The sequence below is a fragment of the Aeromonas sp. 603079 genome, from assembly GCF_049172135.1.
Lineage (GTDB): Bacteria > Pseudomonadota > Gammaproteobacteria > Enterobacterales > Aeromonadaceae > Aeromonas > Aeromonas veronii.
Map to the genome: position 1 here is coordinate 84,746 of NZ_JAAKPX010000015.1, position 23,851 is coordinate 108,596.

The following is a 23,851-nucleotide window of genomic DNA, read 5'->3' on the forward strand; positions in this document are numbered from 1 at the left end:
TTTGCTGAGTAAATGCTATAAAACAGCCCCATCCTCCCCTATACCCTGGAAGTGGAACCCTCTCATGTCCAAAAGAAAAATTACCGTGATCCCCGGCGACGGCATCGGCCCCAGCATCATTGAATCAGCCATCCAGATCCTGACCCATGCGGGTTGTGACTTTGAGTACGAATACGCTGATGCGGGTCTGGTTGCCCTCGAGAAGCATGGCGAGCTGCTGCCCCAATCCACCCTGGATCTGATTGAGAAGAACAAGGTGAGCCTGAAAGGGCCATTGACCACACCGGTCGGCGGCGGTTTTACCTCCATCAACGTCTCCCTGCGCAAGAAGTTCAACCTCTACGCCAACGTGCGCCCGGTCATCTCCTTCAAGGGCACCAGAAGCCGTTACGACAACATCGACATCATCACAGTGCGTGAAAACACCGAAGGGATGTACTCGGGTGTAGGCCAGAAGCGCAGTGATGACAACAAGAGCGCCGAGGCGATGAGCATCATCACCCGCGAAGGGGCCGAGCGCATCGTCAAGTTCGCCTTCGAGCTGGCTCGTCAGGAAGGGCGCAAGAAGGTCACCATCATCCACAAGGCGAACATCCTCAAGTCAACCTCCGGCCTGTTCCTCGAAGTAGCCCGTGAAATCGCCAGCCACTACCCGGATATCCAGAGCGAAGAGATGATCGTCGATGCCGCCTGCATGAATCTGGTGATGTACCCAGAGCGTTTCGATGTCATGGTCACCACCAACCTGTTCGGCGACATCCTCTCGGATCTTTGCGCCGGTCTGGTTGGCGGCCTTGGCATGGCGCCCGGCGCCAACATCGGCGATGGCGCGGCCATCTTCGAAGCGGTCCACGGCTCAGCCCCCGACATTGCAGGCAAGAACATTGCCAACCCGACCTCGGTGATCCTCGCCTCCATCCAGATGCTGGAGTACCTCGGCATGCAGGATAAAGCAGAGCGGATACGCGAAGCAGTACGAGCCACCATCGAATCCGGTGATCGGGTCACCCGCGATCTGGGTGGCACGGCTTCCACCAGCGAATTCACCCAAGCCATCATCGATCGCCTGTAAGCTAACCAATTGATTTTAAAAGGGAGCATAGGCTCCCTTTTTTATATTTCCGAATCCTTTGCCACTCCCCAAACAGCAACTATGTTCAATAGAGAAGAAGAACAGGGAGTGTTTTTCATGAAGGGATACGGGTGCTATCTGGTTTCGGGTTTGATGCTGGTTTGTGGTGCTGCAAGTGCCTTCGAACAGGCTCAATCAACCCAAACCGCCAAACTGCCGCAGCAGGAAAAACGGACTGCCACCGAGGTATGGCGTTCAAGCCTGGATACCAACGACCTGCTCAAGGCCCCCAAACCCCTGTCGTTTGGTATTGAAGTCTCCACCGACAACTTTGGTAATCAAAAGATCACCTCCTACCCGCAGCTTAATCTGACCCCGGAAAAGAGCGTCAGTCTGTCGGTCGAACGCTTCAGACCCAAGGTCAAGTTTAAGGCTGGCGGAATGAACACCGCCCTCAGGCTGAGAGGAGACGGGATAAAGATGCAATTCAATCCGGTCGACAAAACCATCCCGCTGCAGATAGAGATCAAGGTGACCGACGACGAATCTTCCCTGCGCCTCGATTACCGTTTCTGATTTTTCGAGCCCCGAATAGTAAAAGACCGGCAGGGTTCCCTGTCGGTCTTGGTTTTTATCGTACGGGCTGAACGGCTACATCACGCCTTGGGCTCGAGTTTGGAGACCCAGTACTTGTTGTAAACATGCACGGTGATCTCTTCTCGATCGTGATAGAGCTGTTTGGCCTGGATCACAAACGCGTTGTCGATCTCCTTGAGCATCTCGCGCAATACCTCGATATTGTGCACCGACTCGGCATAACGCTTCTTCATCGGCAGCTTGAGGTTGAACATCGCCTCTTGGCAGTCGCCCTCACGGAACCAGTCCGCAATCATGTGAACGACCCGCGCAGGTTTATCGACCATGTCGCACACCAGCCAGTAGGTGTTCTTCTTGCTCGGACGCCAGACGAAACCGTCATCCCGGATATGCTTGACCTGACCGGTATCCATCAGGGATTGGGCCATCATGCCGTTGTCGACCGCCGTCACCATCATGCCACGACGCACCAGCTGATAGGTCCAGCCACCCGGGCAGGCGCCCAGATCCACCGCCTTCATGCCTGAGCAGAGACGCACATCCCACTCTTCCCGCGGTACGAACACGTAAAACGCCTCCTCCAGCTTGAGGCTGGAGCGGCTCGGCGCATCGGCCGGGAAGCGCAGGCGCGGGATCCCCATGTGGAATCCGGAGTTGTTGAACGAATAGGAGTAGCCCAGCAACACGTGATCATTGGCCATGAAGAAGGCATGGAACACCGGACGGTTTGGCGTCTCCTTCTTGGTCAGGATCTCGTTGCTGCGCAGCGCCTGACGAAGCGGCACGGTGAACTTGCGGCAGAAGGCCGACAGCTCTTTCGCTTCGTTGGTATCCGCGGTTTCGACCCGCAGATCGCCGCAAATGGTGTAGTCACTCACCGCCTCAAGGATCGGGGAGATCCTGTCCGCGACATCCAGATCCTTCAGCTCATGGGTGACCACCAGCATCTGGCGGATGAAGATGAGCTCCCGGAACGGCAGCTTGCGAGCCAGCAGGTCCGCCTGCTCCTCGTCATACAGTTCGAAGATCACATAACCGCTGTCGTCCTTGACCCGGGCGAAACCGTAGCACTGCATGTTACCGGCACGCTCGGTGATCTCTGCAGCCGCCTCTTTCTCAAAACCGGGGCGGCAATAAAGCAGCAGATTATTCATTTTTTCCTCCAAGACGACAGCCAGCCCAGATCAGGGCCGTCCATCCCAACATAAAACAGAGGCCACCGGCCGGGGTAATCAATCCCAGCCCCTTGCTGCCAAGCAGCACCATGGCGTAAATACTGCCGGAAAATCCGATGATCCCCAGCACAAAAGCGGTGCCAGCCAGGTGGATCACCTTGCTGCGCACACCACACCAGCCCAGAACCAGCAGGGCCAATGCGTGAAAAAACTGATATTGCACGGCGGTATTGAATGCCGCCAGACGCTCGGGTGTAATGCCGGTCGCCGCCAATCCATGGGCGCCATAAGCCCCCAGCATGGTGGCCGTCAACCCGAAGAGACCGGCCAGTATCAGCCAATGTCGATGGATCTGCATCCTCACTCTCCCTCTCTCATCACGGCTGGCAATCAAACCAACCCTCTCGTGCTATCCATGTCGGGCCACAAAATGGCTGATGGCCGCCGCTGCATGCTGCATATTCTCCTGCTCACTCACGCCACTGGCTTTACGCGGTTTGAAACCATGATCACCATCGGTCAACCAATGGACCGATACGGCGGGTGAGAAGGGGAAATCGGCCAGTTCGGCGCGACTACCGAAGGTATCGCGCTCCCCCTGCAACAGCAGGGTTGGCACTGCAATATGCTTGAGTACCTCGCCTCGCCAGCTGTCGGGCTTGGCCGGAGGGTGGAAAGGATACCCGAGAATGAGCAATCCTGCAGCATTCATCTCACCCTCGCCTTCGCTATACAGTTCCGCCGCCATCCGCCCGCCCATCGACTTGCCCGCCAGAAACAGCCGTGGATGGGCAAACTCGCGGATCATGTCGCGCCAATGGGCTAGCAGCACAGGTGCTCTGTCCGGCGGGCGGCGCTTGCCATCCTGTGCACGCTTTGTCATGTAGGGAAAGTTGAAGCGCACCACTTCGATGTCGGGGCCAGCCAGCAGACGTGACAACTCGGTAAGAAAGGCATGATCCATCCCCGCGCCTGCCCCGTGGGCCAGCAAAATGCGAACGGGGGCATCAATTGCCCCCTCGCGGATTACATCAGGCATCGGCGAGCCTTGCCCTGCGACGCGCCTCTTCCTGCTCCACCAGCTCCAGCATCCAGTCGCGGAAGGCAACGATCTTGCCCTGATCCGACTGTTGCTCCTGACACACCAGATAGAAAGCATTTTTGCTCACCAGCACCTGCTCGAATGGGCAGATAAGGCGGCCGGCCTCAATCTCGGGTTGTGCCAGCACGCTGTGGCCAAGCGCCACCCCCTGGCCGTGGATCGCCGCCTGGATCACCATGGTGGAGTGGCTGAAGATGGGCCCCTGATTGACGTTGGGTGCATCGATATCGAGCTGGCGGAACCAAGCCTTCCAGTCGCGACGGGAGGTATCGTGCAGCAGGGTATGAAGAGTCAAGTCTTGCGGCGTACGCAGCGGTTTGGGCCCGGTCAGCAGCAAGGGGGAGCAGACCGGGATCAGGTATTCGGTATGCAGCTTGTCCGAGCGCAGACCCGGCCAGTTTCCGCGCCCGTAGTAGATGGCGACATCCACATCGTCGGTGAGCGACCCTTCGTCGAGATCGACCGCCTTGATCCGCACATCGATATCGGGGTGGCGCTCGCTGAACTTGACCAACCGCGGCACCAGCCACTGGATGGCGAAACTCGGCTGCAAACTGACAGTCAACGCCCCCTTGGCACTGCGGGCCAGCAGCTTGTCGGTCGCCTCAGAGATGGAGGCAAAGATGTCCTTGATATCCAGGAAATAACCCTGCCCCTCTTCGGTCAGCAACAAGGAGCGGTTTTTACGGCGGAACAGCTTGATGCCAAGATACTCCTCCAACGCCTTGATCTGGTGACTGATGGCAGCCTGAGTCACAAACAACTCTTCTGCTGCGCGGGTAAAGCTTAAGTGACGAGCCGCTGCTTCAAAGGCCTTGAGGGCATTGAGCGGGGGTAAACGACGAGACATGACACCAGCCGACGATGAGTTTTTCTAATGGGGCGCATTATAATTTGTCGGTTGCGGGTCGACCAGTGAATAAACATAATTCGCCCAGCAATCAGTCGTCATATGGCTCACATTTTCTACTACGTGTTGGTTTACATGTGTTTTTAGTGAGTCTTTCGACTGTGATTGTGGTGTTGTGTTTCTTCCTCTGCGGGAAGAGGGGCTCAAATCTCACCGGTTTGACCCAGTCTGTCATCTGAATGTGTTTGGCGCCTCCAGCTGGATGGCGCCTTTTTTCATCCCTTCTATACCTTGAACTGCCCCACCAGCTGCTGCTGCTTGTCCGCCAGCGCAGAGAGCTCGCGACCATTTTCGGCGGAGGTCGCCGCCTCGGCCCGAATGGTGTGGCTCACATCGCGAATGTTGCTGACGTTGCGGTTGATCTCGTCCGCCACCCGGCTCTGCTCCTGTGCCGCCCGGGCAATCTGCTCGTTCATCTGATGGATGGTGGAGACCGACTGGATAATCTGCTCCAGTACCTGCACCGAGAGATCCACCTTGGCGAGGGTCTCGTCAGCCTGTCCATGGCCATCGCGGATCGCCTTGACCACGGCGCCGGTACCGGATTGCAGTTGGCTGATCAGGGTCTGGATCTCGACGATGGCATTCTGGGTGCGACCGGCCAGATTGCGCACCTCATCAGCCACCACGGCAAAGCCACGGCCCTGCTCACCGGCCCGCGCCGCTTCAATAGCCGCATTCAGCGCCAGCAAGTTGGTCTGCTCGGCAATTCCCTGGATCACGGTGAGAATATCGTTGATGTTGTCGCTGTTGGCGGAGAGTCGCTCCACCACCGGCTGGGCATCGTTGATGATGGTCATCAGCTTGCGCATCGCCTCCTGGGTGTCAGCAACGACATATTTGCCCTCTTGCGCCGCGGCATCAGTGGTGTTGGCAGCCGCCACCGCCGAGCCGGCATTACCGGAGACCTGCAACGCCGTGGCGCTCAGCTCTTCAAATGCCGTCGCCACCAGATCGATCTCCTGATACTGGGCCTGCATGCCGCTGCTGGTGCGCTCGGCCACCTGCGCGGCTCGCTCGGCACTGTTACGCGTACCGGAGACAGTATCAATCACCTGACTGATGGTGGATTGCAACTTGTTGAGGAAGCTGTTGAACCACTTAGCCAGTTCGCCGATCTCGTCTTGCCGCTGGATCTCGATACGCTGGGTCAAATCCCCCTCACCGCTGGCGATATCCTTGAGGCGGGCAACCACGGCGCGGATGGGCGCCACAATCTGGCGCGCCATCAACCAGATAAAACTCAGGGCCACCAGCGAGATCAGCACCCCGATTGACAGCTGCGAGACCACGCTGCGATTGGCTTCACTGGCCAGCTCATCTTGCAGTTGCTGGGCCGAGGCCAGCACTACGGCCCGTGGCAATTCAATGTAGATGCCCCATTTACGGTCGGTGCCACGCATGGATACCGGGACAAAGGTCTGCAACAGGGCGCCGTCGCTGCTCCAGCGAGTCAGCTCCTGACCCTGACTGAGCCAGCCTTTCAGCTCGCTGGCCAGCCCCTGATACTTCTGATCCAGCCCGCGCCCCATGGTCACATCGAACTCATCGGCTCCCGCCACGCGCCCTTCGTGACTGACCAGCAAGATTCTGCCCTTGCCCTCATAGAGCTCCTTGTCCATGGTGCTGACCAGACTCTGCAAAGTGGCCAGCGAGATATCGACCCCGACCATCCCCAGCAAGGTCTCCTGCTCCAGTAGCGGGACCGTCACCGAGGTCATCAATATCTGTTTATCGCCCACATCGTCCAGATAGGGCTCCAGCAGGCAGAGGGCACGGGTGCGAATGCTGCAGCGATACCACTCGTTTTCGATGCCACCAGCCTCGGTCGGGCTCTCATCGGCCAGTACATCCTCATTCTGCACTTCCGGCTCTATCTTGCCGTTGTCATAGGCCCAGTAACTGGAAAAACGCCCCTTGTCATTTGAGCCCAGTTCCGTAGAGCCCTGATAGTTGCTGTCCTCCCCATCCAGCTGATCGGGCTCAAATACCGCATAGACGCCGAGCAGGTTGTTCGATGAGGCTGCCGCATCGTGCAATTGCTGATTGATAGCCCCGCGCAGCGCCTCCGAATGAACGAAGTTGTCGGCCGCATTCTTGCGCTGGAACAGCACGCTCTCGGCCAGCAGACTGGCACGAAAATAGGCTTCATCAAGATAGCTGGTCACCTTGGCGGCCTGCTCTGACCCCATCGCTTTCATCCTGTTTTCGGCTGACAGCTGTGCCTCATGCATGGTGGCTTGCCGCACCTGGGACTGCATCTTGCTCGCGTTATAAATAGAGGAGGTGACCAGCGCAGCGGCCGTGACCAGCAGACAGCAACCGGCGATCAGGGTAATCCGTCCCTGGACAGAAAGAGCATTCATGCCAATATTCCTACTTCATGCAGATACAGGTAGATTATCGACTTTATAAACAAAAACTTAACCATCTCATAGCAAATCCAGCGAGAGTTGGTTTACTTCTCCCTCCTTCGGTAGCCCGACTACCAGTCCCAGCAGACGTATCGAACGCCCTTGCGCCCGCAGCAGCCCTTCCTTGAGCAGTGGTGTGAACAATGCGGCCTGATAGCCCCCCTGGCTGCGATAGACGGTAGTCTGATGGAAGTCGGCAAACTTGAGTTTAATCCCCTGGCCCATCACCTGCTCGGCAGGACACGCCAGCTGAAATCGCCGTTCCAGCTCAGGCAGCAGTTGCTGCAATACCTTCAGACAGGCCTCTTCGTCACAGAGATCGCTTGCCAGGGTGGTCTCCACCCCGATGGTTTTGCGGATCCGGTGCGCCTGCACCGGCTGTTCATCCAGCCCCCAGATACGGGTCGTCAGCATTTCGCCCAGCTTGCCAAAGCGACGGCACAACTCCTCTGCCGACAAGGCTCGGGCATCTTCGCAGGTGTATAGCCCCTGCGCCTCCAGCCGCTCGGCAGTCTTGCGCCCCACCCCGGGCAGTTTGCCGAGGGGCAACTGGCAAACAAATTCGGCTACTTCATCGGGACGAATGACAAACAGACCATCAGGCTTGCGCTGCTCCGAGGCGAGCTTGGCGAGAAACTTGTTGGGGGCCACTCCAGCCGAGGCGGTCAATCCCAGTTCGGTGACGATGGCTTGCCGGATCTCTTGCGCCATCAGGGTGGCGCTGCCGCCACAGCAACGACTGTGGGTCACGTCGAGGTAAGCCTCGTCCAGCGACAGTGGTTCAACCTGATCGGTATAGCGCAGGAAAATTGCCCTGAGCTGACGGGAGATATCCTTGTATACCGCCATTCGCCCAGGGATCAGTACCAGCGGCGGGCAGAGTTTTTTCGCCAGTGCGCTCGGCATGGCGGAGCGCACACCGAACCGGCGCGCCACATAGTTGCAGGTCGAGATGACGCCGCGCCGCTCGGAGGCCCCCCCTATCGCAAGCGGAACTTCCCGCAATGCGGGGTTATCCCGCATCTCCACCGCGGCAAAAAAGCAGTCCATGTCGATATGGATGATCTTGCGCATACCACTGTATAAATAAACAGACATGGCATCATCTTACCCCAAGGATAACCACAGCTCTATCTCTCTCGTTACGGCTAAAACGATAGACTCTAAAGAGACCCTCACCACCACAATGACAAGGAGCGTTCGGAATGAAATATCTCTGGCTGGGACTCTGTGTGCTGCCGCTGACCGGCATCGGCAAGAACAACCCGACGGCGGAGTGCCGCTGGCTGTTCGACCGGATTGAGATACTGGAACAGGCCATCAAGAAAGGAGACACGCTGGGCACTCAGGAAGAGCTGGCACGCTGGCGTGAGGAATACAGCAAGAAACAGTGTTCACAATACGACTACTGAGCCGGACAAGATGGCGTGACCGACAACGGCAGATAACAAACGGGCCCCGATCAAGATGACCGGGGCCCGGTTTTCAAAGCATGGCTAGTTTGATTCAGCAACAGAGTGCGCGCAAGGCAGCACCATAGGGCCAACCACGGCGGTAGCCACATCATCCCCACGCAGCACCCGAACCAGTTCAAGGGCAAACTCGATGGCACTGCCCGGCCCCTGGCTGGTGATAAGGCGATGAGCCTCATCCCTGACGACCCGCTCATGTGACAGTTGCGATGTCGGTAGTCGGGACTGAAAGCCGGGATGACAGGTGACGATGGCATCATCCAGCAGAGCGTGATGTTGCAACACCACCACAGGGGCGGCGCAGATGGCTGCGCGCCAGCGACCAAGAGCGGCCTGCTCTTTGAGCCGTTCGATGGCCAGCGGGGTATCGCGGATCACTTCGCTGCCGGGCAAACCACCGGGTACCACGATGGCTTCAAAGTCCCGACGGGTCAGCTCGTCGATATGACAATCAGCCACCAGCTGTACCCCGCGCGATGCCTTCACCTGCCGCGATCCGGCTGGGCAACAAGAGGCCAGCACCACCTCGATGCTGGCGCGCACCAGGGTATCGACAATCGCGACCGTCTCTATCTCTTCCGACCCGGGGGCCACCAGCACCAGTACACTCACGTTCGCCTCCTTGCAGCTTGCTCTGCCATGTAAAAGATCAGACGGCCTGACTCTTCTCTTTAATCGCCTGATAGAGACCCTGATTGACCGGTACGGCAATGCCATGCCGGGCAGCCTTGGCCAACAGGAAGCCGGTGATGGCCTCAATCTCGGTCTCGCGTCCCAGCTCCATATCCTGATGCATGGAGGAGTAATTGTCAGCTGTCAGTTCCACCACTGTCATCACCCGACGCTGCAACTCCTCTGCCGTTGTTGCAACTCCTTCGGCGCACATCACATCCGCCACCTCCACGCAGATCTGCTGCAGGGCATCGGCAAAACGGGGGCCAGCTAGCTCGCCATTTTTCAGCTTGTAGAGGGCCGTCAGGGGATTGATGGCACAGTTGATGGCCAGCTTTTGCCACTGGCGTGCCACTATCTGCTCATCCCAACCCGCCTGACCCAATGCCTGCGCCAACTCATCTGCCAGTGATGCATGAGCCTTGGCCGCCTCGTTAAATGGCCCCAACCAGGTTTCCCCCTTGCCGGTATGACGGAACACGAAATGGCCCGCCTTCATGGCACCATGGCTGGTCACCCCTGCAATCACCGGGTTATGCGGAAACATCTGGACCACCTTCTCGGCAATCCCCATCCCGTTGTGCAGCAGTACGATCGGCACGCCAGCATCCAGATGGCCAACCAGTGGAGCCAGGGCGCCAACCACCTGACTGGCCTTGGTCATCACCAACAGACGCTGGATTTTTCCCGGCTGGCCGGCAAATGCACGTTCGATATTGAGCAGCTGTACCTGCCCCTCCAACGAAGTAAAGTCAAATCCGGGGTGCAGGGTAGATTGATGATGCTCACGCAACAAGACTCGGGTGGATTGACCGCTCTGGGTCAGCAGGGAGGCAAAAACGCCGCCGAGAGCTCCGCACCCGAGCAGTGTCCACTTGGGCGCTACAGGTGGCATAACGGGTTGTCGGGAATTTTTTAATCCGCTTGGCATGATGTGACTCTGTCAGGGTAAGGGTTGCAATCCTCTCAACCTGTTACCGGGAATAAATGAAAAATAGCGCGAACGGACACTAACGGGTCCAACCTTCCTGTGCGCAGGGGATTCTAGCAGAGCACTCCCATCAAAATCAGCAAATTTGCCGTATTTCTGGTAGATTTGGCCCCCGATAACGCAACATGAGGAGCTTCGGCTATGCCGTCATTCGATATTGTCTCTGAAGTCAAAATGAACGAGGTGTTGAACGCAGTCGACAACGCCAATCGTGAACTGGCCACCCGTTTCGATTTTCGTGGGGTAGAAGCCAGCTTCGAGTTGAACAAAGAAGAGGTAAAGCTGGAAGCCGATGCCGATTTCCAGCTCAAGCAGATGGTCGAAATCCTGCGCGGTGCCCTGCTCAAGCGCAACATCGAAAACAGCTCCATGGAAGTGGGTGACTCCGTTCACTCCGGCAAACGCTTCCACCTGACCGTCAAGTTCAAACAGGGGATCGAGAAAGAGATCGCCAAGAAGCTGGTCAAGCTGATCAAGGACTCCAAGATCAAGGTACAGGTCGCCATCCAGGGTGATGAAGTACGTGTCACCGGCAAGAAGCGTGACGATCTGCAAGAGACCATGGCACTGGTCCGTGGCGCCGACCTGGGCCAACCGATGCAGTTTCAGAATTTCCGCGACTGATGATGGGAGAGAAGGGCTCTCCCTTCTCCTCTTCTTTAATCGTCCGAGCATAAAAAAACCGGAGCAAATGCTCCGGTTTTTTGTTCCCCAAGTTTTATTAGAACTTGTAGGTAACAGAGAAGTAGTGGCTGAAGCCGGTGCTCTTCCACGGGGTACCGTCGTAGGCTTTGGAGCCATCTTTGGTACCGTAGGCATCCATGAAATACTTCAGGCCATAACCAACCGCGTAGCGATCGGAGTGCCAGTAGATACCGTGGAAGGTGGCCAGGTTGTCGCTGGTACGGTCAGCACGGTCATGGGTATCCAGGCCGAATTGATAATCCAGATAACCCTGGTAGGAGACAAAGCTGCCATTGCCGAAGGTATAGAAAGGCTTGAACCAGTTCATGGAGAACTGATAACCGTTCCACTCACCTTCTTCTTCGGTGAAGAACTGGTTCTCGGTGGCGTGACGTGCATACAGGTTCATGCCAACCTTGCCAAACCAGGGAACCATCACATCGGCACCCAGACCCAGCTGGTTTTCCATCTGCTTGTCACCAACGTTGTTCAGGTTGGCAATGTAAAGCTCTTGCACAGGACCAAAGGAGAGATCTTTACCTGTCAGCGCATCCAGAGACATACGCGGTGCAAACTTCATGAACAGGTTCTGACCATGGTGTTTATTGCTGTGACGGGAGTCGAAAATATCGAATACGTCGACGTAACCGTACAGGTCAAACAGGCCGGAGCGACCACCGAACTCCATTTCAAAATAGGTATCGTTGTAGTCCTCTTCACCGGTAGTGAAAGGACGCTGGTCGATGGTATGCATTACGTTGAACTGCATCCACTTGTAGTCATTCTTGTGGATGTCACCGCTGTAGTCAGCAGCAAAGGCCGGAGTAGCGGCAGCAGCCAGCAGACCGGCAGCGATCAGAGTCTTGGTAAATTTGGCCATTTTATTGGTCTCTTGTGCGTTAGTTGAGGTTTTCCGTAGCCTGCCCACAAGGAGCGAGAGGAATTCTAATCAAATAAAATTGGGGGTGAAACAACTTCTCGGGAACTTTATCCGGAAGTGTGAATCTAATCACCCCCGATTCTACGCAAACGCTTGCTATTTGTCAGCATCTGAGAACAACTCACCCCCCTTGCGGGCGACCAGCACAATCAACAACAACACAGGCAAGCCCAACAGACTGGTGCCGACGAAGAAAGCACTGTAGCCAATCTGCTCCACCACCTGTCCCGAAAAACCGGCTAGCAACTTGGGCAGCAGCAACATCACCGAGCTGAACAGTGCGTATTGCGTCGCCGAAAATGCCACATTGGTCAGGCTGGACAAATAGGTGACAAATGCCGCAGTGGCGATGCCGGCGCTGAGGTTATCCAGCGAAATGATCAGGGTCAGCAGCTCGAGATTATGGCCAACCTGATTGAGCAGAGCGAACAGCAGATTGGTGCTGGCGGTGAGCAGCGCCCCCAGAAACAGGATCCGCAGCGTGCCAAAGCGCATCACCAGCACGCCCCCCAGTGCCGCCCCCACCAGCGTCATGATAACGCCAAACACCTTGGTGATAGTGGCGACTTCGGTCTTGCTGAACTGCATATCCACATAGAAGCTGTTGGACATCACCCCCATCACCACATCGGCAACCCGATAGCAGGCGATCAGAGCCAGGATCAGCAGCGCCGAGCTGCCATAGCGACGAAAGAAGTCAGCAAACGGACACCAGACCGCCTCATAGCCCCAGGCCCCCGCACTCGCCAGCAGCGCAGGCCACCCTTTTTCCAGGAGCTGCGCCTTGCGTTCGGCCTGTTGTTTACCCTGCTCGGCCAGATCGATATCCGGCTCGTGGCAAAACAGCGTGGTGATGACCCCGAGTGACATCAGACCCGCCATCACCAGATAGGTAATCTGCCAGCCACGATAGTCATAGCCGCTGTTGCTGCCAAACCACGCTGCCAGTGCCAGCGCACCGGCGCCCGCCATGATCATCGCCAGCCGGTAACCGGTCATGTAGGAGGCAGCCATCGCCGCCTGTAGCCGCTCGGGGGCGGATTCGATGCGATAGGCGTCGATGACGATATCCTGCGTGGCCGAGGCAAAGGCCACCAGCAGGGCAAACATCGCCAGCTGGGCCAGCTCGGTCTTGGGATCGCAGAACGCCATGCCGACCAGCGCGGCGGCAATCAACAACTGGGAGAAGAACATCCAACTGCGGCGACGCCCCAGCAGCGCGGAGAGCAACGGCAGCGGCATGCGATCCACCAGCGGCGACCAAAGCCATTTAAAGCCATAGGCGAGCGCCACCCAGCTCATATAGCCGATATCGGTCAGGCTGACATCGGCCTCGCGCAACCAGAATGAGAGGGTACCGAACACCAGTAGCAACGGCAGACCCGATGAAAAACCCATGGCAAAGAGAATAAACACCCGAAATTCGAGATAGACGGCGAGGGACTCTCTCCAGCTTGGTTTGCGGATCATGTTCAACTACCTGACGACTTTGGAAAAGTGCGTCATTTTGGCAGGTTGATGGCAGATAGCCAAGGCGAGCAAAGAGATAGGCAAAAGAAGCCCGGATAGAGAAAAGGCTCATCCCGAACGGGATGAGCCTTTTATTGTGGCCTGACGAGGGCGAGGTGACGAACCGCGTCCGGCGAGAGTTACTTGCCCGCTTTCTTGTCGACTTTCTTGTCTGCCGGAGTTTCTGCCAGCAAGACCACCTTCTTCAGAATGATGGGACTGGTCGGCACATCGTTGGCACGCAAAATGGGGCTGTAACCGGTCTGAACCTGGGCCAACTTGTCCAGCACTTCCATCCCCTGCACCACCTGGCCGAACACGGTATACCCCGCACCAGCATTGGCGTTGAGGTTATTGTTATCGACCAGATTGAAGTAGAACTGGCGAGTGGCACTGTCGACTGCCTGGGTGCGGGCCATGGCGATAGTGCCGCGCTTGTTGGGCAAGCCACCGCGAGACTCGTTGACCACCGGCTCATAAGTTGGCAGTTGCTGGAACTGCTGGTTGTAGCCCCCACCCTGCACCACGAAATCCTGGATCACCCGGTGGAAGATGCTGCCGTCATAGCTGCCATCAGCCACGTAGCGCAGGAAGTTTTTCACCGTCTGGGGCGCCTGCTTGGACGCCAGCTCCACCACGATATTGCCGTGGTTGGTCTCCATTCTGACTTTCGGACCCGCGAACGCCAGCGGGGCGATCAACATGGCCAGCAACCAAAGTTTTTTCATCATCAGACCCCTGCGCCGTTCGGTTGACCTTTAAGGTAACCGCGCAGAGCCTCATCGGCCATGATCTGCTGCAGCACGCTACCCAGTTGCAGGTTCAGTGTAGACTCGAGATCGGCCATGCTTGGCTCGCTCGGGCTCTCCTTGCTGGAGGACATGTTGAACTGCTTGGTCAGACGGTTACCCTGGAAATCGGCGATCACCTGCAGGCTGACACGGGACTTGGTGACATAGGTAAAGGTCTTCTCTTCCACATTGACCGCGGCACTGGAGATCACCAGCGTCAGGTTGGTGGTACCACTGTTGCCCACTTCCAGACCCTGACTACGCAGTCCTTCCGCCAGCCGTTCGGCCATCAGCAGATTGAGCGGGCGCTCGCTGTTGACCAGCACCGGCGCTTTCTCCTTGTGTTTGATGGAGAAGACATAGGCAGCCTCACGCTTGTCTACCCCTTCCATGGTGATGCGATTGCCAGAGTAATATTGCTGGTTGGCGGGGATCACCTGCGGATTGAGCAGCGCCGTCTCCGGCCAATGAGTGGCACACCCGCCCAGCATCAGGGCGGCCAGCAGCAAGAGTGACTTTTTCATCATGGTTTCCTTTGGCTTTAGCGTTTGATGGCTTTCAAAATAACGAATTTGCTGTTCGACGCAACGACTTGTGCGTTGGCAAACAAGCGCTTGAGTTTGTTGTGATAGTCCAGATGACGGTTGCCTACTATCCAGAGTTCACCCCCCTGAGGCAACACCCGGTGCGCATCGCTGAACATCTGCCAGGCGATATGATCGGTGATCGCCTGTAACTGATGGAAAGGAGGGTTGCAGAGGATCCGATCCGCCGAACCTACCGCCACCCCGTCGAGACAGTTATTGACCATAAAGCGGGCACGCGGCAGAGCATCGGGCAGATTGTGCTCGACGTTGAGCTGTGCCGAGGCGACCGCCATATAGGATTCATCGATAAAGGTCACCTCCACCTCGCTATCTTTGGCGAGCAGCGATAACCCCAACACCCCGTTGCCACAGCCCAGATCGATCACCTTGCGGGCACTGTGGATGGGCAGGTTGTCCAGCATAAAGCGGGCACCGATATCGAGACTGGTGCGCGAGAAGACGTTGGCGTGGTTGTGGATGAGCATGCCACTCCCCTCCAACGGCCAGACAGTCGGGAAGGGGTTGGCCAGCGCGGGGCGTTCTGCCTGCGGCTCGCAGTGAATGAGACGCGCCTTCTTCCAGGCCAACGAGGTACGGGTAGGCCCCAGATACTTCTCGAACAACTTGAGGGTGGAGGTATGAATATCCTTCGCCTTGCCGGCAGCGATAACGCGGGTTGCCGGTGTCACCACCTCCCGCAGCGCCAGCAGTTGCTGCTCCAGCAGTGCCTGATATTTGGAGACCTTGATCACCACCAGCGCAGGAGCATCGGGCAGCGGTGCCAACGCATCCTGCAAGGTAATCCCGCTCGTATCCAGCCCATTTTCGGCCAAATTGGCCATGGTAGCCCGCTCACTGATGTAGGAGTCGGTGACACAGCAGGGGGAGTGCGGATGCAGATAGGCGGCAAGCGCGCCAAAACCGTCATTCATGATGATGACGTGGCCCGCCTGCTCGAGGGGGGACTCCGCCAGAGTGTTGATCAGATATTCGTCAGCCGCATCCCAGGCTTGCAGTGTCTCCTGACTCTGGCGCGGATAGCGGTAGAGCGTGAGCTGGCAATGGGGAGTGTCGAGAAGGGTTTGCATAGGAAGAGTCCAACCTCGGCTTGATTCATGGATACAGGCGCCAGGGGCGACGCAAAGTGGCGCTATTCTAGCGAGGAGCAGGAATTTCACCAGTTCGGAGCGTGCCAATGAACGGATAGCAGGCGATTTTCCTTTTGCGGGGGCTTATTCCACACCTAGACAGCCGATAGAATGGCCCGACATTCACTCTGGAAGCTGATCCTATGACCATCCAACAACTGATTGAAGCCAAGCTGACGGCAGCCCTCTCCCCCACTCTGCTGGAAGTGATCAACGAGAGCCACATGCACCGAGTGGAGCCGGGCTCTGAGAGCCACTTCAAGGTGGTGATCGTCAGCGAACAGTTTGCGGGTCAGCGCCTTCTCTCTCGCCATCGTCAGGTCAACGCCATCCTGGCCGATGAACTGGCCGGCGCTGTCCATGCACTTGCACTGCATACCTACACGGCAAGCGAGTGGCAGGAGAAGGGTAAGGCACCACGCACACCAGCTTGTGTTGGCAACCCCTCGCACTCCTGAACGGCTAGCTGTCACCCATTGCTCTGACCCACCACCCTATGGGTGACAAACAAAAATTAAACAAAAAGCCGCCAGCCTGCTGATCCTGACAACCATAAATAGGTATTTAATTCAGTTTTCCCTGGCGGCTTAGTCACAGCCTTACACAAGCATACCCCCATGGGGGTATTAAACTAAAAAAACCTTTAAAACCACAGCTTACAAGGAATTCAGGGGTTATTCATTGCAGGTTAATTTTGTGATGACGCAGGGATTTTGCCTATTTGGCATGGCAGAAAATGGGCCTTAAGTGGTAGACTCAAGCGCTTTTGAGTGACCTCGCATGTTGAATAATTGCTGAGCCTGACCACCCGGCGCAGCCACAACAGCGACTCATTCAACCACCCGTCGTGATGTATTTCTCGGCGCTAACCAACCTCTCTTCCCGTAACGGTAGTGCAATTAAGTATGATTACAATCAAAAGAGGACTGGACATCCCCGTGCTGGGTGCGCCAGAGCAAGTAATCTACGATGGCCCCGCCATCACCCGTGTTGCTACACTGGGCGAGGAGTTCGTGGGGATGCGACCTACTATGTTCGTCAAAGTAGGTGATCGCGTCATCAAAGGTCAGGAGCTCTTCGAAGACAAGAAGAATCCCGGCGTTAAATTCACGGCCCCCGCCACCGGCGTAGTTTCAGAGATCAACCGTGGAGCCAAACGTGTGCTCCAGTCAGTGGTCATCGACCTCGACGGCTCCGATGAACAGGTGACCTTCGAGCATTTTGCCTCTTCCGAGCTGGTCAAGCTCGAGCGCAGCAAGGTGCAAGAGATCCTGGTTGCATCAGGTCAGTGGATAGCACTGCGCACTCGCCCGTTCAGCAAAGTCCCTGCGGTTGGCTCAGCCCCGCGCGCCATCTTCGTGACCGCGATGGACACCAACCCGCTGGCTGCCGATGCCGAGCTGATTATCAAGGAACAGCCGCAGGCCTTCCTCGATGGTCTGGCCGTATTGACCCGCCTGACCGACGGCACCGTCTATGTCTGTAAAGGCGAAGGCAGTCTGCCTCACTCCTCTTTGGCTCAGGTCAAGGAAGAGATCTTCGTCGGTCCGCACCCTGCCGGTCTGCCGGGTACCCATATCCACTTCCTAGATCCGGTCAGCAGCACCAAGGTGCAGTGGCACATCAACTATCAGGATGTGATCGCATTCGGCAAGCTGTTCACCACCGGTCAGATCTGCACCGACAAGGTGATCGCGCTGGCCGGCCCGAATGTGCTCAAGCCGCGTCTGCTGCGTACCCGTCTGGGGGCCTGCATCAGCCAACTCACCAACAATGAGCTGCGTGCCGATGAAAACCGCGTCATCTCCGGTTCCCTGCTGAGCGGCGCCAAGGCTGAGGGTGTTCACGACTATCTGGGTCGTTACCACAATCAGGTCTGTGCACTGGGCGAGGGTCGCGAGAAAGAGTTCCTGGGCTGGATCAACCCCAGTGCCAACAAGTTCTCCATCACCCGCACCACCCTCTCTCATCTGATGAAGGGTCGCCTTATCAACTTCACCACCACTACCAACGGTAGTGACCGTTCCATGGTGCCTATCGGCAACTATGAACGGGTGATGCCACTCGACATCCTGCCTACCCTGCTGCTGCGGGACATGGTCTCCGGCGATACCGACGGTGCGCAAGCACTGGGCTGCCTGGAGCTGGATGAGGAAGATTTGGCCCTCTGTACTTTCGTTTGCCCCGGCAAGACCGAGTACGGCCCTATCTTGCGTGAGTGCCTGACCAAGATTGAACTGGAAGGTTAAGCGATGAGTTTCAAGCAACTTCTTGAAAATATGGAACATCACTTCGAACCGGGTGGAAAGTACGCCAAGTACTACGCCCTGTTCGAAGCGGCGTATACCCTGTTCTATACCCCGGGTAGCGTTACCCGCAATGCCGCCCACGTCCGTGATGCGCTCGATCTGAAGCGCATGATGATCATGGTGTGGCTGGCCGTGTTCCCGGCCATGTTCTGGGGCATGTACAACGTTGGCAACCAGGCCATCGCCGCCATTGCCCACATGGGCTCGGCAGCCGGTGCCAGCAGCTGGCAATATGCCCTGGCCACCATGCTGGGTGCCTCCCTCGATCCGTCTGTTGCCGGTATCGGCAGCAAGATGCTGATTGGCGCCACCCACTTCTTCCCGATCTACATCACCGTCTTCTTTGTCGGTGGTTTCTGGGAAGTGCTGTTTGCCATGGTGCGCAAGCACGAGATCAACGAAGGCTTCTTCGTGACCTCCATCCTGTTTGCCCTGATCGTGCCGCCCGAGCTGCCCTTGTGGCAAGCTGCGCTGGGCATCACCTTCGGTGTGGTAATGGCCAAGGAAGTGTTCGGTGGTACCGGCAAAAACTTCCTGAACCCTGCGCTGGCAGGTCGTGCCTTCCTGTTCTTCGCCTACCCAGGCCAAATCTCCGGTGACGCAGTCTGGGTTGCCGTTGATGGCTACTCCGGTGCAACCGCGCTGAGCCAGTGGGCTCAGGGCGGCCAGATGGCGCTGATCAACGGTGCCACCGGTCAGGCTATCAGCTGGATGGACGCTTTCCTTGGCAACCTGCCGGGTTCCATCGGTGAAGTCTCCACCCTGATGATCCTGCTGGGTGCGGCCATGATCGTCTATATGCGCATCGCCTCCTGGCGCATCATCGCCGGCGTGATGGTCGGTATGATCGCCACTTCCCTGCTGTTCAACGTCATCGGTTCCGATACCAACCCCATGTTCAACATGCCGTGGCACTGGCATCTGGTACTGGGTGGCTTCGCCTTCGGTATGGCCTTCATGGCGACCGACCCTGTCTCCGCCGCCTTTACCAACAAGGGCAAGTGGTGGTACGGCGCCCTGATCGGCGTGATGGTCGTGCTGGTTCGCGTGGTCAACCCTGCGTTCCCGGAAGGCATGATGCTGGCCATTCTGTTTGCAAACCTGTTTGCTCCCCTGTTTGACCACTTCGTCGCTCAGGCAAACATCAAGCGGAGGATTGCTCGTGGCGTTTAATAAAGACTCAACCTTCGGCACCATCAGCGTGGTCACCGGCCTGTGTCTGGCCTGTTCCATCGTGGTATCCGTTGCAGCTGTGGGCCTGCGTTCTACCCAGCAGGAAAACAAGGCGCTGGACAAGCAGAGCAACATTCTCGCCGTAGCCGGTGTGGATGTGAGCGAAGTGGCCAAGCGCGACCTGGCCAAACTGTATGGCGAGAAGATCGAAGCGCGTCTGGTGGATCTGGCGACCGGTGACTTTGTTGACGGCGATGCCGACAACTTCGACACCAAGCAGGCAGCCAAAGATCCGGCCCGCAGCATCCGTCTTGCCGCCGCTGACGACAAGGCCAGCCTGCGTCAGATCTCCAAGCAGATCCCGGTATTCTTCGCCAAGGATGCCGAAGGCAAGATCGACAGCATCATCCTGCCCATCTACGGTCAGGGTCTGTGGTCGACCATGTATGCCTTCGTCGCCGTTGCCGCTGATGGCCAGACCATCAAGGGCATCACCTACTATGACCACGGTGAAACCCCGGGTCTGGGTGGCGAGATCGAAAATCCGGCCTGGCGCGAGCTGTTTGTCGGCAAGAAGCTGTTCGATCAGGATGGCATGCCGGCGCTGCGCGTCATCAAGGGTCACGCTCCGGCGGGCTCCGAGCACGAGATCGACGGTCTCTCCGGTGCTACCCTGACCGGTAACGGTGTACAGCATACCTTTGACTTCTGGATGGGTCCCAAGGGCTTCGGTCCTTTCCTGGCCAAGGTTCGTGCAGGAGAAATCAACAATGGCTGACAAGAGCGAAATGAAAAAGTTGCTGTTGACTCCAGTGCTGGGCAACAACCCCATCGCCTTGCAGGTGCTGGGTGTCTGTTCCGCACTGGCGGTTACCAGCCAGATGAAGACAGCGTTTGTAATGACCCTTGCGGTCATGGCGGTCACCGCCTTCTCAAACCTGTTCATCTCCCTGATCCGCAACCAGATCCCGAACAGCGTGCGGATCATTGCCCAGATGGCGATCATCGCCTCGCTGGTTATCGTGGTTGACCAGGTGCTCAAGGCGTATGCCTATGACATCTCCAAGCAGCTGTCAGTCTTCGTCGGTCTCATCATTACCAACTGTATCGTGATGGGCCGCGCCGAAGCCTACGCCATGAAGAGCGCGCCGCTCCCCTCCTTCCTAGATGGTATCGGTAACGGTCTGGGCTATGGCGCCATTCTGCTGAGTGTCGCGACCGTGCGTGAACTGCTGGGCTCCGGCACCTGGTTTGGCATCGAGCTGCTGCCGCTAGTGAACAACGGTGGCTGGTATGTACCCAACGGCCTCCTGCTGCTGCCGCCGAGTGCATTCTTCATCATTGGTCTGATCATCTGGGGCGTGCGCACCAAGGATCCCAAGCAGGTGGAGGCGAAGGATTAAGGTATGGAACACTATCTGAGTCTGTTGATTAAATCGATCTTCATCGAAAACCTGGCACTCTCCTTCTTCCTGGGGATGTGTACCTTCCTGGCGGTATCCAAGAAGGTCAAGACCTCCATGGGTCTGGGTATTGCCGTTATCGTGGTGCAAACCATCGCCGTACCGGTCAACAACCTGATCTACAACTACGTGCTGAAGGCCGGAGCTCTCTCCCCTGACCTAGATCTGAGCTTCCTGAGCTTCATCACCTTTATCGGGGTGATCGCAGCGCTGGTACAGATCCTGGAGATGGCGCTGGACAAGTACTTCCCGGCTCTCTACAACGCGCTGGGCATCTTCCTGCCGCTCATCACCGTGAACTGCGCCATCTTCGGTGGCGTCTCCTTCATGGTGCAGCGTGACTACACCTTCGTGGAGTCTGTGGTCTACGGCGTGGGCTCAGGGGCAGGCTGGATGCTGGCGATCGTTGCGCTGGCGGGTATCCGCGAGAAGATGAAGTACTCCGATGTTCCGGAAGGCCTGCGTGGTCTGGGCATCACCTTCATCACCGCCGGTCTGATGGCGCTGGGCTTCATGTCCTTCTCTGGTATCTCCCTGTAATCGGCTTTCCTGCAATCAGAAAGGAACGATAGATGGAAATTATTTTGGGTGTGGTCATGTTTACCGTGATCCTGCTGGCACTGGTGGCAGTCATTCTGTTCGCCAAGTCCAAGCTGGTGACCGCGGGCGACGTGACAATCAGCATCAATGGTGACCCGGCCAAGGCTGTGACCAGCCCGGCCGGTGGCAAGCTGCTCGGCGTACTCGCCGGCAACGGTATCTTCGTCTCTTCCGCCTGTGGCGGCGGTGGCTCCTGCGGCCAGTGCAAGGTACGGGTGAAATCCGGTGGCGGCGACATCCTGCCGACCGAACTGGATCACATCAGCAAGGGTGAAGCCCGTCACGGCGAGCGTCTGGCCTGCCAGGTCACCGTGCGTGGCGACATGGACATCGAACTGCCGGAAGAGATCTTCGGGGTGAAGAAGTGGGAATGTACTGTTATCTCCAACGATAACAAGGCCACCTTCATCAAGGAGCTCAAGCTGCAGATCCCCGATGGCGAGAGCGTACCGTTCCGCGCCGGTGGTTATATCCAGATCGAAGCGCCGGCTCACCATGTCTACTACAAGAACTTCGATATTCCCGAGGAGTATCGCGGTGACTGGGATCGCTTCAAGATTTTTGAGCTGGAGTCCAAGGTCGATGAGCCGATCATCCGTGCCTACTCCATGGCAAACTATCCGGAAGAGTTCGGCATCATCATGCTGAACGTGCGTATCGCGACCCCGCCCCCGAGCAACTGGACTGCCCCTCCGGGACAGATGTCCTCCTACATCTTCAGCCTGAAGGCTGGCGACAAGGTGACTATCTCCGGTCCGTTCGGTGAGTTCTTCGCCAAGGATACCGATGCCGAAATGGTATTCATCGGTGGTGGTGCAGGTATGGCGCCGATGCGTTCCCATATCTTCGACCAGCTGCGTCGCCTGAAGTCCAAGCGCAAGATGAGCTTCTGGTACGGTGCCCGTTCCAAACGCGAGATGTTCTATGTCGAAGACTTCGACATGCTGGCGGCCGAGAACGAGAACTTCACCTGGAACGTAGCCCTGTCCGATCCGCAACCGGAAGACAACTGGGATGGCTACACCGGCTTCATCCACAACGTGCTCTACGAGAACTATCTCAAGAACCACGAAGCGCCGGAAGATTGCGAGTTCTACATGTGTGGACCTCCCGTGATGAACGCAGCCGTCATCAACATGCTCAAAGATCTGGGCGTTGAGGACGAAAACATCCTGCTGGATGACTTTGGTGGTTAATCCATGAACAGCGTTGTAAAGACCTGGCTAGCCTTCGGGCTAGCCTTTTTCTTGACAGGGTGCGGTCAGGAAAGCACGGTCCAGTCGAAACCGGAGATCCATATCACCGGCAGCACCATGGGCACTTACTACTCCATCAAGGTGGCGGACAACGTCATCAGCGATGCAGCCAAGTTTCAGGCCGAGGTCGATGTACTGCTGGAGCGAGTCAACGATCAGATGTCCACCTATCGCCCCGATTCCGAACTGTCGCGCTTCAATCAGCACCACAGTTCGACACCGGTAGTGGTATCGCGGGACACCGCGCGGGTCATTACAGAAGCCATTCATATTGGCCGTGAGAGCCAGGGGGCGCTGGACGTCACCGTCGGCCCCTTGGTCAATCTGTGGGGCTTCGGTCCGGACAAACGGCCGACCAAGATGCCATCAGAGGAGCTGATCACCCAGACCCGTCAGAAGACCGGCCTGGGCAACCTGCACGTCATCACTTCGGTCGATGCCGACACCCTGCAAAAGGACATCCCGGATCTTTACGTTGATCTCTCCGCCATTGCCAAGGGCTTTGGTGTCGACAAGGTGGCCGAGTATCTGGAGTCTCTGGGTGCGCGCAACTATCTGGTGGAGATCGGCGGCGAGCTGCGGATCAATGGCGTCAACGGCAAGGGACACCCCTGGCGCGTTGCCATCGAAAAGCCGACAGCCAATGCCGGTTCGGTGCAGGAGGTGATCGTTCCGGGTGACAACGGAGTGGCCACTTCGGGCGAATATCGCAACTACTATGAGATGGATGGCCAGCGCTTCTCCCACACCATAGATCCACGCACCGGCAAGCCAATCCAGCACCGCATGGTGTCGGTCACCGTGATCCACCCCTCCTGCATGACCGCAGACGGGCTGGCGACCGTATTCATGGTAATGGGACCGGAGAAGAGCCTGGCCTATGCCAAAGAGCGCGGCCTGGCGATCTTCGTGATCACCAAGACGGACAACGGCTTTGAAGAGGCCTACTCCGATGCGTTCAAACAGTATCTGGTCAGGAAATAGGG

Annotated in this window: 25 protein-coding genes; 12 read left to right on the forward strand and 13 right to left on the reverse strand. The window is 57.3% G+C overall.

Annotated features, from left to right (window positions below; translation table 11 throughout):
- Nucleotides 1–64 precede the first annotated feature (64 nt).
- On the forward strand, nt 65–1,072 hold the full coding sequence (locus G5287_RS12805; protein WP_421231396.1) for an isocitrate dehydrogenase: 1,008 nt from the start codon (nt 65–67) through the stop codon (nt 1,070–1,072).
- 117 nt (nt 1,073–1,189) lie between these two features.
- Nucleotides 1,190–1,648 carry a hypothetical protein gene (locus tag G5287_RS12810; protein WP_128816320.1) on the forward strand — a complete coding sequence of 153 codons (459 nt, stop codon included), beginning with the start codon at nt 1,190–1,192 and terminating at the stop codon, nt 1,646–1,648.
- A gap of 80 nt (nt 1,649–1,728) precedes the next feature.
- Here the strand turns inward: G5287_RS12810 and rlmM are convergent, their stop codons facing one another.
- From rlmM to dinB, 6 genes are all read right to left on the reverse strand, one after another.
- A complete protein-coding gene (gene rlmM / locus G5287_RS12815; RefSeq protein ID WP_005338617.1) occupies nt 1,729–2,823 on the reverse strand; it encodes a 23S rRNA (cytidine(2498)-2'-O)-methyltransferase RlmM in 1,095 nt (364 codons plus the stop codon).
- A complete protein-coding gene (locus G5287_RS12820; protein ID WP_075115000.1) occupies nt 2,816–3,202 on the reverse strand; it encodes a DUF423 domain-containing protein in 387 nt (128 codons plus the stop codon). The genes rlmM and G5287_RS12820 overlap by 8 nt, the downstream gene beginning before the upstream one ends.
- Before the next feature lie 51 nt (nt 3,203–3,253).
- The gene (locus tag G5287_RS12825) at nt 3,254–3,883 is read right to left on the reverse strand and encodes an alpha/beta family hydrolase (protein ID WP_088869975.1); all 630 of its coding nucleotides are present in this window, start codon (nt 3,881–3,883) and stop codon (nt 3,254–3,256) included.
- Entirely contained in the window at nt 3,876–4,796 is a 921-nt protein-coding gene (locus tag G5287_RS12830; protein WP_005338622.1) for a transcriptional regulator GcvA, read from the reverse strand. The genes G5287_RS12825 and G5287_RS12830 overlap by 8 nt, the downstream gene beginning before the upstream one ends.
- Nucleotides 4,797–5,080: 284 nt before the next feature.
- The gene (locus G5287_RS12835) at nt 5,081–7,222 is read right to left on the reverse strand and encodes a methyl-accepting chemotaxis protein (protein ID WP_421231397.1); all 2,142 of its coding nucleotides are present in this window, start codon (nt 7,220–7,222) and stop codon (nt 5,081–5,083) included.
- A 66-nt stretch (nt 7,223–7,288) separates the two neighbouring features.
- Nucleotides 7,289–8,344 (reverse strand): DNA polymerase IV, encoded by a 1,056-nt coding sequence (gene dinB / locus G5287_RS12840; RefSeq protein WP_421231409.1) that lies wholly within the window; start codon nt 8,342–8,344, stop codon nt 7,289–7,291.
- 131 nt (nt 8,345–8,475) lie between these two features.
- Between dinB and G5287_RS12845 the strand changes: the two genes are divergently transcribed.
- The gene (locus G5287_RS12845) at nt 8,476–8,682 is read left to right on the forward strand and encodes a hypothetical protein (protein ID WP_245131523.1); all 207 of its coding nucleotides are present in this window, start codon (nt 8,476–8,478) and stop codon (nt 8,680–8,682) included.
- Nucleotides 8,683–8,766: 84 nt separating this feature from the next.
- Here G5287_RS12845 and G5287_RS12850 read toward each other — a convergent pair whose 3' ends face one another.
- Together G5287_RS12850 and G5287_RS12855 are read right to left on the reverse strand one after the other, a co-directional pair.
- Nucleotides 8,767–9,354 (reverse strand): DJ-1 family glyoxalase III, encoded by a 588-nt coding sequence (locus tag G5287_RS12850; RefSeq protein WP_421231398.1) that lies wholly within the window; start codon nt 9,352–9,354, stop codon nt 8,767–8,769.
- Between the two features lie 37 nt (nt 9,355–9,391).
- Entirely contained in the window at nt 9,392–10,345 is a 954-nt protein-coding gene (locus G5287_RS12855) for a ketopantoate reductase family protein (protein ID WP_227341202.1), read from the reverse strand.
- 201 nt (nt 10,346–10,546) lie between these two features.
- On the opposite strand from G5287_RS12855, the gene G5287_RS12860 reads away from it, so the two are divergent.
- Nucleotides 10,547–11,029: a YajQ family cyclic di-GMP-binding protein gene (locus G5287_RS12860; RefSeq protein ID WP_216951900.1), complete on the forward strand. Its 483-nt coding sequence runs from the start codon at nt 10,547–10,549 to the stop codon at nt 11,027–11,029.
- Between the two features lie 97 nt (nt 11,030–11,126).
- Here the strand turns inward: G5287_RS12860 and G5287_RS12865 are convergent, their stop codons facing one another.
- The 5 genes from G5287_RS12865 to G5287_RS12885 form a co-directional block, all read right to left on the reverse strand.
- Nucleotides 11,127–11,969 (reverse strand): outer membrane protein OmpK, encoded by an 843-nt coding sequence (locus G5287_RS12865; protein ID WP_204385165.1) that lies wholly within the window; start codon nt 11,967–11,969, stop codon nt 11,127–11,129.
- Between the two features lie 156 nt (nt 11,970–12,125).
- On the reverse strand, nt 12,126–13,505 hold the full coding sequence (locus G5287_RS12870) for an AmpG family muropeptide MFS transporter (protein WP_421231399.1): 1,380 nt from the start codon (nt 13,503–13,505) through the stop codon (nt 12,126–12,128).
- A gap of 173 nt (nt 13,506–13,678) precedes the next feature.
- Complete coding sequence (locus G5287_RS12875; protein WP_421231410.1) at nt 13,679–14,266, reverse strand: peptidylprolyl isomerase; 588 nt, start codon at nt 14,264–14,266, stop codon at nt 13,679–13,681.
- Between the two features lie 2 nt (nt 14,267–14,268).
- Nucleotides 14,269–14,853: a YajG family lipoprotein gene (locus G5287_RS12880; RefSeq protein ID WP_005343685.1), complete on the reverse strand. Its 585-nt coding sequence runs from the start codon at nt 14,851–14,853 to the stop codon at nt 14,269–14,271.
- Between the two features lie 17 nt (nt 14,854–14,870).
- Nucleotides 14,871–16,004, reverse strand: coding sequence for a methyltransferase (locus tag G5287_RS12885; protein ID WP_227341205.1), 1,134 nt, complete (start codon nt 16,002–16,004; stop codon nt 14,871–14,873).
- Nucleotides 16,005–16,207: 203 nt separating this feature from the next.
- On the opposite strand from G5287_RS12885, the gene G5287_RS12890 reads away from it, so the two are divergent.
- The 8 genes from G5287_RS12890 (at nt 16,208) to G5287_RS12925 (ending at nt 23,849) form a co-directional block, all read left to right on the forward strand.
- A complete protein-coding gene (locus G5287_RS12890; protein ID WP_227341207.1) occupies nt 16,208–16,522 on the forward strand; it encodes a BolA family protein in 315 nt (104 codons plus the stop codon).
- Nucleotides 16,523–16,969: 447 nt separating this feature from the next.
- Entirely contained in the window at nt 16,970–18,313 is a 1,344-nt protein-coding gene (locus G5287_RS12895) for a Na(+)-translocating NADH-quinone reductase subunit A (protein ID WP_421209761.1), read from the forward strand.
- A 3-nt stretch (nt 18,314–18,316) separates the two neighbouring features.
- Entirely contained in the window at nt 18,317–19,546 is a 1,230-nt protein-coding gene (locus G5287_RS12900; protein WP_216951905.1) for an NADH:ubiquinone reductase (Na(+)-transporting) subunit B, read from the forward strand.
- Nucleotides 19,536–20,324, forward strand: coding sequence for a Na(+)-translocating NADH-quinone reductase subunit C (locus G5287_RS12905; RefSeq protein ID WP_421231400.1), 789 nt, complete (start codon nt 19,536–19,538; stop codon nt 20,322–20,324). The genes G5287_RS12900 and G5287_RS12905 overlap by 11 nt, the downstream gene beginning before the upstream one ends.
- Nucleotides 20,317–20,949, forward strand: a complete 633-nt coding sequence (locus tag G5287_RS12910; RefSeq protein WP_033114212.1) for an NADH:ubiquinone reductase (Na(+)-transporting) subunit D — start codon at nt 20,317–20,319, stop codon at nt 20,947–20,949. The genes G5287_RS12905 and G5287_RS12910 overlap by 8 nt, the downstream gene beginning before the upstream one ends.
- A gap of 3 nt (nt 20,950–20,952) precedes the next feature.
- Complete coding sequence (gene nqrE / locus G5287_RS12915) at nt 20,953–21,549, forward strand: NADH:ubiquinone reductase (Na(+)-transporting) subunit E (RefSeq protein ID WP_227341212.1); 597 nt, start codon at nt 20,953–20,955, stop codon at nt 21,547–21,549.
- Nucleotides 21,550–21,581: 32 nt separating this feature from the next.
- Nucleotides 21,582–22,805, forward strand: a complete 1,224-nt coding sequence (gene nqrF / locus G5287_RS12920) for an NADH:ubiquinone reductase (Na(+)-transporting) subunit F (RefSeq protein ID WP_216951907.1) — start codon at nt 21,582–21,584, stop codon at nt 22,803–22,805.
- A gap of 3 nt (nt 22,806–22,808) precedes the next feature.
- The gene (locus tag G5287_RS12925; RefSeq protein ID WP_216951908.1) at nt 22,809–23,849 is read left to right on the forward strand and encodes an FAD:protein FMN transferase; all 1,041 of its coding nucleotides are present in this window, start codon (nt 22,809–22,811) and stop codon (nt 23,847–23,849) included.
- The last annotated feature ends 2 nt before the right edge of the window (nt 23,850–23,851 follow it).

Bases quoted from the DNA above. Each gene is read 5' to 3' on its own strand.
- G5287_RS12830 (WP_005338622.1), bottom strand. From the start codon at position 4,796: ATGTCTCGTCGTTTACCCCCGCTCAATGCCCTCAAGGCCTTTGAAGCA.
- G5287_RS12860 (WP_216951900.1), top strand. From the start codon at position 10,547: ATGCCGTCATTCGATATTGTCTCTGAAGTCAAAATGAACGAGGTGTTG.
- G5287_RS12895 (WP_421209761.1), top strand. From the start codon at position 16,970: ATGATTACAATCAAAAGAGGACTGGACATCCCCGTGCTGGGTGCGCCA.
- G5287_RS12900 (WP_216951905.1), top strand. From the start codon at position 18,317: ATGAGTTTCAAGCAACTTCTTGAAAATATGGAACATCACTTCGAACCG.
- G5287_RS12810 (WP_128816320.1), top strand. From the start codon at position 1,190: ATGAAGGGATACGGGTGCTATCTGGTTTCGGGTTTGATGCTGGTTTGT.
- dinB (WP_421231409.1), bottom strand. From the start codon at position 8,344: ATGCGCAAGATCATCCATATCGACATGGACTGCTTTTTTGCCGCGGTG.
- G5287_RS12845 (WP_245131523.1), top strand. From the start codon at position 8,476: ATGAAATATCTCTGGCTGGGACTCTGTGTGCTGCCGCTGACCGGCATC.
- G5287_RS12910 (WP_033114212.1), top strand. From the start codon at position 20,317: ATGGCTGACAAGAGCGAAATGAAAAAGTTGCTGTTGACTCCAGTGCTG.
- rlmM (WP_005338617.1), bottom strand. From the start codon at position 2,823: ATGAATAATCTGCTGCTTTATTGCCGCCCCGGTTTTGAGAAAGAGGCG.
- G5287_RS12805 (WP_421231396.1), top strand. From the start codon at position 65: ATGTCCAAAAGAAAAATTACCGTGATCCCCGGCGACGGCATCGGCCCC.
- G5287_RS12825 (WP_088869975.1), bottom strand. From the start codon at position 3,883: ATGCCTGATGTAATCCGCGAGGGGGCAATTGATGCCCCCGTTCGCATT.
- G5287_RS12835 (WP_421231397.1), bottom strand. From the start codon at position 7,222: ATGAATGCTCTTTCTGTCCAGGGACGGATTACCCTGATCGCCGGTTGC.
- G5287_RS12855 (WP_227341202.1), bottom strand. From the start codon at position 10,345: ATGCCAAGCGGATTAAAAAATTCCCGACAACCCGTTATGCCACCTGTA.
- G5287_RS12865 (WP_204385165.1), bottom strand. From the start codon at position 11,969: ATGGCCAAATTTACCAAGACTCTGATCGCTGCCGGTCTGCTGGCTGCT.
- nqrE (WP_227341212.1), top strand. From the start codon at position 20,953: ATGGAACACTATCTGAGTCTGTTGATTAAATCGATCTTCATCGAAAAC.
- G5287_RS12880 (WP_005343685.1), bottom strand. From the start codon at position 14,853: ATGAAAAAGTCACTCTTGCTGCTGGCCGCCCTGATGCTGGGCGGGTGT.
- G5287_RS12875 (WP_421231410.1), bottom strand. From the start codon at position 14,266: ATGAAAAAACTTTGGTTGCTGGCCATGTTGATCGCCCCGCTGGCGTTC.
- G5287_RS12925 (WP_216951908.1), top strand. From the start codon at position 22,809: ATGAACAGCGTTGTAAAGACCTGGCTAGCCTTCGGGCTAGCCTTTTTC.
- G5287_RS12820 (WP_075115000.1), bottom strand. From the start codon at position 3,202: ATGCAGATCCATCGACATTGGCTGATACTGGCCGGTCTCTTCGGGTTG.
- G5287_RS12885 (WP_227341205.1), bottom strand. From the start codon at position 16,004: ATGCAAACCCTTCTCGACACTCCCCATTGCCAGCTCACGCTCTACCGC.
- G5287_RS12890 (WP_227341207.1), top strand. From the start codon at position 16,208: ATGACCATCCAACAACTGATTGAAGCCAAGCTGACGGCAGCCCTCTCC.
- nqrF (WP_216951907.1), top strand. From the start codon at position 21,582: ATGGAAATTATTTTGGGTGTGGTCATGTTTACCGTGATCCTGCTGGCA.